The 10137-nt window shown below is 71.5% G+C and carries 12 protein-coding genes; 8 read left to right on the forward strand and 4 right to left on the reverse strand.

Translation table 11 applies throughout. The annotated features are described in order from the left end of the window. Positions 1 to 298 precede the first annotated feature (298 nt). The 3 genes from ACFYYT_RS35850 to ACFYYT_RS35860 all read left to right on the forward strand — a co-directional run bounded on the left by ACFYYT_RS35850 (position 299) and on the right by ACFYYT_RS35860 (position 2495). The gene (locus ACFYYT_RS35850) at positions 299 to 1450 is read left to right on the forward strand and encodes a GAF domain-containing sensor histidine kinase (protein ID WP_351816183.1); all 1152 of its coding nucleotides are present in this window, start codon (positions 299 to 301) and stop codon (positions 1448 to 1450) included. After that, positions 1443 to 2099: a response regulator transcription factor gene (locus ACFYYT_RS35855; RefSeq protein WP_351816181.1), complete on the forward strand. Its 657-nt coding sequence runs from the start codon at positions 1443 to 1445 to the stop codon at positions 2097 to 2099. The genes ACFYYT_RS35850 and ACFYYT_RS35855 overlap by 8 nt, the downstream gene beginning before the upstream one ends. A gap of 150 nt (positions 2100 to 2249) precedes the next feature. Continuing rightward, positions 2250 to 2495 (forward strand): chaplin, encoded by a 246-nt coding sequence (locus tag ACFYYT_RS35860; RefSeq protein WP_351816475.1) that lies wholly within the window; start codon positions 2250 to 2252, stop codon positions 2493 to 2495. A gap of 77 nt (positions 2496 to 2572) precedes the next feature. Here the strand turns inward: ACFYYT_RS35860 and ACFYYT_RS35865 are convergent, their stop codons facing one another. Then, positions 2573 to 3346 carry a hypothetical protein gene (locus ACFYYT_RS35865; protein ID WP_351816178.1) on the reverse strand — a complete coding sequence of 258 codons (774 nt, stop codon included), beginning with the start codon at positions 3344 to 3346 and terminating at the stop codon, positions 2573 to 2575. 133 nt (positions 3347 to 3479) lie between these two features. On the opposite strand from ACFYYT_RS35865, the gene ACFYYT_RS35870 reads away from it, so the two are divergent. The 4 genes from ACFYYT_RS35870 to ACFYYT_RS35885 all read left to right on the forward strand — a co-directional run bounded on the left by ACFYYT_RS35870 (position 3480) and on the right by ACFYYT_RS35885 (position 6872). Continuing rightward, complete coding sequence (locus ACFYYT_RS35870; RefSeq protein ID WP_351816175.1) at positions 3480 to 4280, forward strand: ABC transporter ATP-binding protein; 801 nt, start codon at positions 3480 to 3482, stop codon at positions 4278 to 4280. Between the two features lie 232 nt (positions 4281 to 4512). Continuing rightward, complete coding sequence (locus ACFYYT_RS35875; protein ID WP_351816172.1) at positions 4513 to 4941, forward strand: NfeD family protein; 429 nt, start codon at positions 4513 to 4515, stop codon at positions 4939 to 4941. 84 nt (positions 4942 to 5025) lie between these two features. After that, positions 5026 to 6000 carry an SPFH domain-containing protein gene (locus tag ACFYYT_RS35880; protein ID WP_351816169.1) on the forward strand — a complete coding sequence of 325 codons (975 nt, stop codon included), beginning with the start codon at positions 5026 to 5028 and terminating at the stop codon, positions 5998 to 6000. Positions 6001 to 6101: 101 nt separating this feature from the next. Then, positions 6102 to 6872, forward strand: coding sequence for a sulfite exporter TauE/SafE family protein (locus ACFYYT_RS35885; protein ID WP_351816473.1), 771 nt, complete (start codon positions 6102 to 6104; stop codon positions 6870 to 6872). Positions 6873 to 6911: 39 nt separating this feature from the next. On the opposite strand, the gene ACFYYT_RS35890 is transcribed toward ACFYYT_RS35885, so the two are convergent. The 3 genes from ACFYYT_RS35890 to ACFYYT_RS35900 form a co-directional block, all read right to left on the reverse strand. Beyond that, positions 6912 to 7415: an HNH endonuclease gene (locus tag ACFYYT_RS35890; protein ID WP_351816166.1), complete on the reverse strand. Its 504-nt coding sequence runs from the start codon at positions 7413 to 7415 to the stop codon at positions 6912 to 6914. A 149-nt stretch (positions 7416 to 7564) separates the two neighbouring features. Beyond that, positions 7565 to 8098: a YbhB/YbcL family Raf kinase inhibitor-like protein gene (locus ACFYYT_RS35895; protein WP_351816163.1), complete on the reverse strand. Its 534-nt coding sequence runs from the start codon at positions 8096 to 8098 to the stop codon at positions 7565 to 7567. Positions 8099 to 8136: 38 nt separating this feature from the next. Continuing rightward, positions 8137 to 8919, reverse strand: coding sequence for a sporulation protein (locus ACFYYT_RS35900; RefSeq protein ID WP_351816160.1), 783 nt, complete (start codon positions 8917 to 8919; stop codon positions 8137 to 8139). Positions 8920 to 9048: 129 nt separating this feature from the next. Here ACFYYT_RS35900 and ACFYYT_RS35905 point away from each other — a divergent pair, with 129 nt between their 5' ends. Then, positions 9049 to 9690 (forward strand): DNA-3-methyladenine glycosylase, encoded by a 642-nt coding sequence (locus ACFYYT_RS35905; protein WP_351816157.1) that lies wholly within the window; start codon positions 9049 to 9051, stop codon positions 9688 to 9690. Positions 9691 to 10137 lie beyond the last annotated feature (447 nt).

The following is a 10137-nucleotide window of genomic DNA, read 5'->3' on the forward strand; positions in this document are numbered from 1 at the left end:
GCGGGCGCTAGGTGCGCCAGCACTGACAGGCTCTTTATGTGTCCACTAGGCAGCTTCGTAAGTGATGTGCGTCCTATGCCGGGGCTCACATCGGCCGGGTAACGGTCTCACCCACGGTTGCGGCCGCAATGCATCGCGTGACCGATCTCCGCCTCAAGGAGGAGACGAGAGCCCCCGAGCCTCCTCCCCAGGGCAGAGACCGCCCCGCCGGCCCCCGCCCCCGGACCGGCCGCATCCGGCCTCGGACCTACGACCGAAGCCCGATCCCGCAGGTCAGGGCCGCCGGTACGGTGACCCCATGCACAACGGACCCCGTACGGGACTGGCGGCCGTCAGCAGCGCGCTGCTCGCCATGAGCCGGCGCCTGGAGGTCCACGACGTCCTGCGCACCATCGTCGCCTCGGCCCGCGAACTGCTCGACGCCGAGTACGCGGCCCTCGGCGTCCCCGACGACCACGGCGGCTTCGCCCAGTTCGTCGTCGACGGCATCAGCGAGGAGCAGTGGCGCCGCATCGGCCCGCTGCCCCGCCAGCACGGCATCCTCGCCGCGATGCTCCACGAGGACGCCCCCGAGCGGCTGGCCGACGTACGCCGCGACCCCCGCTTCGGGGGCTGGCCCGCCGCCCACCCCGACATGTCCGACTTCCTCGGCCTGCCCATCCGGGACGGAGAGGAGACCCTCGGCGCCCTCTTCCTCGCGAACAAGCGCGCCGCCGCCCGGACCGACGGCGGCCGGGGCTTCACCGACGAGGACGAGGAACTCCTCTCCCTCCTCGCCCAGCACGCCGCCATCGCCCTCACCAACGCCCGCCTCTACGAGCGCAGCCGCGAGCTGACCATCGCCGAGGAGCGCTCCCGGCTCGCCCACGAGCTGCACGACGCCGTCAGCCAGAAGCTGTTCTCCCTGCGCCTGACCGCCCAGGCCGCCGCCACCCTCGTCGACCGCGACCCGGGCCGCGCCAAGGACGAGCTCCAGCAGGTCGCCCTCCTGGCCGCCGAGGCCGCCGACGAGCTGCGCGCCGCCGTGACCGAGCTGCGGCCCGCCGCGCTGGACGAGGACGGCCTCGTCGCCACCCTGCGCAACCACGTCCGCGTCCTGGACCGCGCCCACACCGCCACCGTCACCTTCACCTGTGACGGCGTACGGGCCCTGCCCGCGGCCCAGGAGGAAGCGGTCCTGCGCGTCGCCCAGGAGGCCCTCCACAACGCCCTGCGCCACTCCGGCGCCGACCGGGTCGAGGTCACCCTCACCCGGACCCCCGGCGGCGGAGCCGTCCTGCGCGTGCGCGACGGCGGCCGCGGCTTCTCCCCCTCCACCGTCCGCACGGCGGGCCGACACCTCGGACTGGTCTCCATGCGGGACCGCGCGAGCGGGGCCGGAGGCCGGCTGGAGGTCCGCTCCGGGCCCGGCGAGGGCACCACGATCGAGATGGAGGTCCCCGGTGGCTGACACCCCCGGCCCGCGCCGCATCCGCGTCCTGCTGGTCGACGACCACCAGGTGGTCCGGCGCGGCCTGCGCACCTTCCTGGAAGTACAGGAGGACATCGAGGTGGTCGGCGAGGCCGCCGACGGCGAGGAGGGCCTCGCCCGCGCCGGTGAACTGCTGCCCGACGTGATCCTCATGGACGTCAAGATGCCCGGCACCGACGGCATCGAGGCCCTGCGCCGGCTGCGGGAGCTGGGCAACCCGGCCCGGGTCCTCGTCGTCACCAGCTTCACCGAGCAGCGCACCGTGGTCCCCGCCCTGCGGGCCGGCGCGGCCGGGTACGTACACAAGGACATCGACCCGGACGCCCTCGCCGGCGCCATCCGCTCCGTACACGCCGGGCACGTCCTGCTCCAGCCGGAGGTCGCCGAAGCCCTGCTCGCCGCGCAGGACGACCAGCCCCCGGCCGGCCGGCCGGGCGCGCTGACCGACCGCGAGCGCGAGGTCCTCGGCCTGATCGCGGACGGCCGCTCCAACCGGGAGATCGCCCGCGCGCTCGTCCTCTCCGAGAAGACCGTCAAGACGCACGTGTCGAACATCCTGATGAAGCTCGACCTCTCCGACCGCACCCAGGCCGCGTTGTGGGCGGTCAGGCACGGACTCGTGGACTGAAGGGGACGCACCGGAGGGACAATCCGCTGAACGGAGATTCATACGGTCGGGTGTATGTAGCCCACATGGCGTATCCCGGCGGGCCGGGGAGCCGTTCTCCAGCACGTGCCGCGACGGCTGGTCGCGGCAGACGTACTGGAGGACGAGAACGTGAAGAACTTCAAGAAGGCCGCAGCCGCCACCATGATCGCGGGCGGCCTCATCGCCGCCGGCGCCGGTGTCTCCTCGGCGCACGGCGGTGCGTCCGCGGAGGGCGAGGCCCAGAACTCGCCCGGCGTGGCCTCCGGGAACCTGCTCCAGGTCCCCGTGCACGTCCCCGTCAACGTGGTCGGCAACACCGTCAACGTGATCGGCCTGCTCAACGGCGCCTTCGGCAACAACGGCGTCAACGCCTGACACCCCCCGAGCCCCGCTTCCCCCTCTCCCCAGGAAGCGGGGCTCCGCCGCGCCCGGCCCCCCCAGGCCGCCGGGAGCTACAGCTGCTCCACCGCCGCGTTGTACGCCGCGACCAGCGCCCGCCGCGCCACCCGCTCCACCGGCCGCAGCGCCTCCGCCCGCGCCGCCATCTCCGAGGCGGCCACCGCGCCCCCGTGCCCGTTCTCGTACGCCAGGGACACCAGCAGGTCCACCCGCTGCGCCAGCGCCAGCACCCGCACCGCCCGCGGCGGATACCCCGGCGCCAGCACCTCCCGGCCCGCCTCCGCCCGCGCCCGGTACGCCGACAGGGCCGCCTCCGCGACCGGACCCGACCCCGCCACGTCCAGTCGGGTCAGCGCCACCGTCGCCTCCCGCAGCGCCTCCGCCAGCTCCCGCTCCGCCTCGCCGAGCGAGGGCACGTCCGCCGGCGGGGCCTCCCGCACCGGCAGGCAGTGCCACACCACCGAGACGTGGACGTCACCCGCCGGGCCCGCCTCCGTCACCTCCGGCACCAGCCCCAGCGCGGCGCCCGCGCAGACCACGGCCTCCTCGGCCTCCAGCGCCCGCGCGTTGAACTCCGGCGGCCCGCTCAGCCCCAGCGGATGCCCCGGCGTGGGCAGCGCCACCCGCAGGCCGGCCACCCCCAGCGCCCGCAGCCGCCCCAGAGCCAGCGTGAGCCCCACCGGCCCCGCTTCCCCCGGCAGCCCCGCCACCCGGTGCACGGCGTCCTCGCCCACGATCGACAGCGCGGCCTCGTCGGGCGAGACGAGACCGGCCAGCAGCGCGTTCCCCCAGGCGGCCAGCCGCCCTGAACGTGGTTCGAAAAGCATCCCCCTACTTTACGGATCCGGCCCCGGACCCGGCCTGGCGCCCGGAGCCCTCCGCGAGTGGCGTAGGTTTTCCCCTGGGGCTGCGCCTGCCGGCGCACAGAGAACCGTGACTGCAAGGGGTGACAACACGCTCATGAGCGATGTTCTGGAGCTGGTGGACGTATCCGTGGTCCGCGAGGGCCGGGCTCTGGTGGACCAGGTCTCCTGGTCGGTGAAGGAGGGGGAGCGCTGGGTGATCCTCGGCCCCAACGGCGCCGGCAAGACCACGCTGCTGAACCTCGCCTCCAGCTACCTCTTCCCCACCAAGGGCTCCGCCACCATCCTCGGCAGCACCCTCGGCAAGCCCGGCACCGACGTCTTCGAGCTGCGCCCGCGCATCGGCGTCGCCGGCATCGCGCTGGCCGACAAGCTCCCGAAGCGGCAGACCGTCCTGCAGACCGTGCTCACCGCCGCCTACGGAATGACCGCGACCTGGCAGGAGCGCTACGAGGACATCGACGAGCAGCGCGCCCGCGCCTTCCTCGACCGCCTCGGCATGAGCGACTACCTCGACCGCAAGTTCGGGACCCTCTCCGAGGGCGAGCGCAAGCGCACCCTGATCGCCCGCGCCCTGATGACCGACCCCGAGCTGCTCCTCCTCGACGAGCCCGCCGCCGGCCTGGACCTCGGCGGCCGCGAGGACCTCGTACGCCGCCTCGGCCGCCTCGCCCGTGACCCCATGGCCCCCTCGATGATCATGGTCACGCACCACGTCGAGGAGATCGCCCCCGGCTTCACGCACGTCCTGATGATCCGCCAGGGCAAGGTCGTCACCGCCGGTCCCATCGACCTGGAACTGACGTCCCGCAACCTCTCCCTCTGCTTCGGCCTCCCGCTCGTCGTCGAGCGCAACGAGCACGACCGCTGGACCGCCCAGGGGCTGCCCCTGCGCTAGTGCCGCGGCAGGCGACGTTCGCCCCGTCGCGGTGTCCGGCACGCCCTCTCGCCGCACCGGCCGAAAGCCAAGTACGTCCAGTACGAGCGCTTCCGGCCGGCACGACGAGAGCACGCACCGGACACCGCTCCTCGACGGGCAAACGTTGCCTGACGCGGCACTAGCCCGGCCCCGCCGGGCCGTACCGTTCGCGCCCTGTCCCGACCGCGCCCACCCGACCTACCATGACCATGTGAACATCGACGCGTGGGTGTGGTGGCTCATCGGCGCGGTCGGACTGGGCATCCCCCTCGTCCTGACCGCGATGCCGGAGTTCGGCATGTTCGCCGTCGGCGCCGTCGCGGCGGCCGTCACGGCCGCCCTCGGCGGGGGAGCGGTGGCCCAGGTCCTGGTCTTCGTCGTGGTGTCGGTCGCGCTGATCGCCGTCGTCCGGCCGATCGCCAACCGTCACCGGGACCAGCGGCCCCAACACCGCAGCGGCATCGAGGCGCTGAAGGGCAGATCCGCCGTCGTCCTCGAACGCGTCGACGGCAGCGGCGGCCGGATCAAGCTGGCCGGCGAGGTCTGGTCCGCCCGCACCCTCGACGCCGACGGCAGTTTCGAACCCGGCCAGTCCGTCGACGTCGTCGACATCGACGGAGCGACCGCGGTCGTCATGTGACAAGCAGCGGACTCGCGGCCCCGGGGTCTGCGAGACTCCGCTGAACGGGGCAGCACAGACAGCCGGAAGGGCACGGGGAACCGCATGCAACCGATCATCATCGTCCTGATCATCCTGGTGGTTCTGGTCTTCATCGCCCTGGTCAAGACGATCCAGGTGATCCCGCAGGCCAGCGCCGCCATCGTCGAGCGGTTCGGCCGCTACACCCGCACCCTCAACGCGGGCCTCAACATCGTCGTTCCGTTCATCGACTCGATCCGCAACCGGATCGACCTCCGCGAGCAGGTCGTCCCCTTCCCGCCGCAGCCGGTCATCACCCAGGACAACCTGGTCGTCAACATCGACACCGTCATCTACTACCAGGTGACCGACGCCCGCGCCGCCACGTACGAGGTCGCCAGCTACATCCAGGCCATCGAGCAGCTCACCGTCACCACACTGCGCAACATCATCGGCGGCATGGACCTGGAACGGACCCTCACCTCCCGCGAGGAGATCAACGCCGCCCTGCGCGGGGTCCTCGACGAGGCCACCGGCAAGTGGGGCATCCGCGTCAACCGCGTCGAGCTCAAGGCCATCGAGCCGCCGACCTCCATCCAGGACTCGATGGAGAAGCAGATGCGCGCCGACCGCGACAAGCGCGCCGCCATCCTCCAGGCCGAAGGTGTCCGCCAGTCCGAGATCCTGCGCGCCGAAGGTGAGAAGCAGTCCTCGATCCTGCGCGCCGAAGGTGACGCCAAGGCCGCGGCCCTGCGCGCCGAGGGCGAGGCCCAGGCCATCCGTACGGTCTTCGAGTCCATCCACGCCGGCGACGCCGACCAGAAGCTCCTCGCCTACCAGTACCTCCAGATGCTCCCGAAGATCGCCGAGGGCGATGCCAACAAGCTCTGGATCGTGCCCAGCGAGATCGGAGACGCGCTCAAGGGCCTCTCGGGCGCCATGGGCAACTTCGGCCCCATGGGCGGCGGTTCCAGCGGCTTCAACCCGCAGGGCGGCGGCAAGGGCGGCGCCGACGCCGACAAGGGCGCCGACCGCCGCGAACAGCCCCCCATCGACTGACGCCGCCCTCCCTGATGCATGATCGGTGAGGCCCCTCGACCTTCACGGCGGGGAGGCGACTCACTCACGCAAAGGGGATGGCTCCGTCCATGTCCATGTCCATGTCCCTCTGGGAAGCACTCGCGGTCCTGGTCGCCGGAATCGGCGCCGGCACGATCAACACCATCGTCGGCTCCGGCACCCTGATCACCTTCCCGGTCCTGCTCGCCACCGGACTTCCCCCGGTCACCGCCAACGTCTCCAACACCCTCGGCCTGGTGCCCGGTTCCCTCAGCGGCGCCTTCGGCTACCGCAAGGAGCTCCGCGGCCAGGGCCGCCGCGTCCTGCGCCTCGGCGCGGTCTCCCTCGTCGGCGGCCTCGCGGGCGCGATCCTGCTCCTCACCCTGCCCTCGGACTCCTTCGACACCATCGTGCCCGTCCTCATCGGCCTGGCCCTCGTGCTCGTCGTCCTCCAGCCGCGCCTCGCCGCCGCCCTGCGCCGCCGCCAGGAAGCCGCCGGCAGCGACGGCGGCCACGGGGACGGCGGACCGGCCCTGCTCACCGGCATGCTGCTCTCCAGCGCCTACGGGGGCTACTTCGGCGCCGCGCAAGGAGTGCTCTACCTCGGGCTCATGGGTCTGTTCCTCCACGAGGACCTGCAACGGATCAACGCCGTCAAGAACGTGGTCGCCGCCCTCGTCAACGGCATCGCGGCCGTCTTCTTCCTCTTCGTCGCCGAATTCGACTGGACGGCCGTCGTCCTCATCGCCGTCGGCTCCACCATCGGCGGCCAGATCGGCGCCAAGGTCGGCCGACGGCTCCCGCCGACCGCCCTGCGCGCCGTCATCGTGACGGTCGGAATCCTCGCGATCGTCCAGCTGCTCCTCCGCTGAGCGACGTACCCCCCGTACGCCGCCCAGCGGACCGGCCCCTCAGGCGGTACGCCCCAGCCACTCGGGCAACCCCTCCTGCCCGCCCACCCCCAGGGCCAGGAGCATCGCGTCCGCCGGGGACGGCACGAAGGGCTTGCGCAGCAGCGGCATCCCCGCCTCCTCCGGAGTCCGCGCCGCCTTGCGGTGGTTGTCCTCGGCGCAGGAAGCCACCGTGTTCAACCAGGTGTCCCCACCCCCCTGCGCCCGCGGCAGCACGTGGTCCACGGTCGTCGCGCGCTTCCCGCAGTACGCGCACCGGTGCTGGTCGCGGACCAACACCCCCCTCCGCGACCACGGAGCATGTCTTCGGAAGGGCACCCGTACGTACCTGCACAGCCTGATCACCCGCGGCAACGGCAACTCCATGGTGGCCGCACGGACACGCAGCTCGGGATGCGACTGCTCGACCACGGCCTTGTCCTGGAGCACCAGGACCACGGCCCGGTTCAGCGTCACCGTCGACAGCGGCTCGAAGCTCGCGTTCAGCACCAGCGTGTCCCGCATCTCGCCCACCTCCCGTGTGCAGGCCCGCGACCACACCGGCAGCAGGGCCCGCAACCACTCTGGCCGCGCGCGCCACGCGGGACAACGCAATAAAAATGCCCGGTCCTGGCCGTCTTTAGACCAGGACCGGGCAAACGCCCGGAGAACGATCAGGCTGCCGGTGCCTCGTACTCACCGATCAGCTGCGCGCGCCCGAGCGTGTGGAAGCGCAGATTGAACCCGACGACCGCGGGAGACGCGTCCGCACCGGGCCCCAGCTTCTCCTCGTCCACCGCGTACACCGTGAACACGTACCGGTGCCGCTCCCCGGCCGGCGGAGCCGCCCCGCCGAAGTCCTGGGTGCCGTAGTCGTTGCGCACGTGCACCGCCCCGGCCGGCAGCCCCTCGAACTTCCCGCTGCCCGCACCGGCCGGCAGCTCGGTCACCGACACCGGCAGATCGAAGAGCACCCAGTGCCAGAACCCGCTGCCCGTCGGCGCGTCCGGATCGAAGCACGTCACCGCGAAGCTCTTCGTCCCCTCGGGGAACCCCTCCCAGCGCAGCTGCGGCGAGAGGTTCCCGCCCGACATGACCTGGGCCTCGCCCAGCTCCCCACCGGGAGCGAGATCCGCACTGCTCACCGTGAAGGCCTCCACCTCCGGGTGGAAGGCGTGCGGAAGGGGCGCCCTGCTCTGCTCGGCCACTGCTGTACCTCCTGATCGCGAACCCGTACCGCCCGAGCCTAGAACCAGTTGCGCTGCGAACCGACCGAGGCGATCCACTGGTTCAGGTACGCGGCCCAGTCCGTTCCCCCGTACGACTGCAGACCCACCTGGAAGCACCGGTAGGTGTCACTGCCCTCGCTGAACAGACCCGGCTTCTTGTCCATCTCCAGGACGACGTCCATCTCCCGGCCGTCCGAGACGAAGGTCAGCTCCACCTGGTTCAGCCCCCGGTACTGCGACGGCGGGAGGAACTCGATCTCCTGGTAGAACGGCAGCGTCTGGCGCGTCCCGCGGATGTGCCCGCGCTCCATGTCCGCACTGCGGAAGGAGAAGCCCAGCTGCCGGAACGCGTCCAGGATCGCCTGCTGGGCCGGCACCGGGTGCACGTTGATCGGGTCCAGGTCACCCGCGTCCACCGCGCGCGCGATCTCCAGCTCGGTGCTCACCCCGATGTTCATGCCGTGCAGGTGCTGACCCCCGAAGTGGGTGATCGGCGTCTCCGCCGGGATCTCCAGCCCGAACGGCACCACGTGCAGCGCGCCGGCCTGCACCTGGAAGGCACCGCCGAGACGCTGCTTGGTGAAGACGATGTCCTGCTTGTACTCGTTCTCGCCGCCCTCCACCTCCACCCGCGCCTGCAGACCCACGGAGAGCCCCTCGATCTGCTGCTCCACGGACCCGCCCTGGATCCGGACCTCGCCCTGGACGATCCCGCCCGGCACGACGTTCGGCTCGGTGATGATCGTGTCCACCGAGGCCCCACCGGCACCCAGGCTCGCGAACAGCTTCCTGAACCCCATGCTCTATCTCCCCTGATACGGATCTAAGGATCTGGCGGCCACGGCGGCGACTGCGCCGCGACCACCCCCTACCAACGCGGAACCTTAGGGCCCGGTTGCCCGGGCGCCCGTTCCACTACGCTCGGCCGAATGAGCGCGCGCCCCGACCGTACGCCCCTGTCCCGGTCCTTCTTCGACCGCCCGGTCCTCACCGTGGCCCCCGACCTGCTGGGCCGCACCCTGGTCCGCCGCACCCCGGAGGGCCCGCTGGAGCTGCGCATCACGGAGGTGGAGGCGTACGAGGGCGCGGCCGACCCCGGCTCCCACGCCTACCGTGGCCGCACCGCGCGCAACGCGTCGATGTTCGGCCCGCCCGGACACGCGTACGTCTACTTCATCTACGGCATGTGGTTCAGCCTCAACCTGGTCTGCGGCCCACCGGACCACGCGAGCGGCGTACTGCTGCGCGCGGGGGAGGTGACCGCGGGTGCCGAGCTGGCCGCCAAACGCCGACTTTCAGCCAGAAACCCCCGCGAACTGGCCAAGGGTCCGGCCCGCCTGGCCACGGCCCTGGACGTGGACCGCTCCCTCGACGGCACGGACCTCTGCGCCGGCCCCACCTCCCCCCTGTCCCTCCTGACGGGCACCCCCACCCCTGCCGACCTGGTGAGCAACGGCCCCCGCACGGGAGTGGGCGGCGCCGGAGCCGACCACCCGTACCGCTACTGGATCACCGGCGACCCGACGGTGAGCCCCTACCGCCCCCACGCACCACGCCGGCGCGCAACTTGACTCACCCGTGACGGACGCCTAACGTAGTCCGAGCCGCTTGAACGGGGCACTGCCTTCGCAGACCCCCGGAGCGGCCAACCCACTACCTACGACTTACCCCTGGCGGGGTCTTATTCGGCATGCCCGAATTCCCTGCCCGCCGGCCCGATTATGAGCCGGAAGGGGAAAGCGCTAACGTAGCGGAGCGCCGAAAGGCACAGGCCCTCCAACGGCCACCGAATTCAAATCCAGTCCGGAAACGGCGCGGAAATGATCTGGTACGGTTGGAACAGCCGGAAAGGGAAAACGCGAAAGCGAAGGACCTGGAAAGCGAGCGGGACTGACTCTGATAGAGTCGGAAACGCAAGAACAGAACGAAGCCCGGAGGAAAGCCCGAGAGGGTGAGTACAAAGGAAGCGTCCGTTCCTTGAGAACTCAACAGCGTGCCAAAAATCAACGCCAGAAGTT

Source organism: Streptomyces sp. NPDC002032 (assembly GCF_042890765.1).
In the GTDB taxonomy this organism is placed as follows: domain Bacteria; phylum Actinomycetota; class Actinomycetes; order Streptomycetales; family Streptomycetaceae; genus Streptomyces.

Excerpts from the sequence above, each read along its gene's own strand:
- ACFYYT_RS35880 (WP_351816169.1), top strand. The coding sequence starts at position 5,026 with ATGCAACCGATCATCATCGTCCTGATCATCCTGGTGGTTCTGGTCTTC.
- ACFYYT_RS35870 (WP_351816175.1), top strand. The coding sequence starts at position 3,480 with ATGAGCGATGTTCTGGAGCTGGTGGACGTATCCGTGGTCCGCGAGGGC.
- ACFYYT_RS35865 (WP_351816178.1), bottom strand. The coding sequence starts at position 3,346 with ATGCTTTTCGAACCACGTTCAGGGCGGCTGGCCGCCTGGGGGAACGCG.
- ACFYYT_RS35890 (WP_351816166.1), bottom strand. The coding sequence starts at position 7,415 with ATGCGGGACACGCTGGTGCTGAACGCGAGCTTCGAGCCGCTGTCGACG.
- ACFYYT_RS35900 (WP_351816160.1), bottom strand. The coding sequence starts at position 8,919 with ATGGGGTTCAGGAAGCTGTTCGCGAGCCTGGGTGCCGGTGGGGCCTCG.
- ACFYYT_RS35850 (WP_351816183.1), top strand. The coding sequence starts at position 299 with ATGCACAACGGACCCCGTACGGGACTGGCGGCCGTCAGCAGCGCGCTG.
- ACFYYT_RS35885 (WP_351816473.1), top strand. The coding sequence starts at position 6,102 with ATGTCCCTCTGGGAAGCACTCGCGGTCCTGGTCGCCGGAATCGGCGCC.
- ACFYYT_RS35905 (WP_351816157.1), top strand. The coding sequence starts at position 9,049 with ATGAGCGCGCGCCCCGACCGTACGCCCCTGTCCCGGTCCTTCTTCGAC.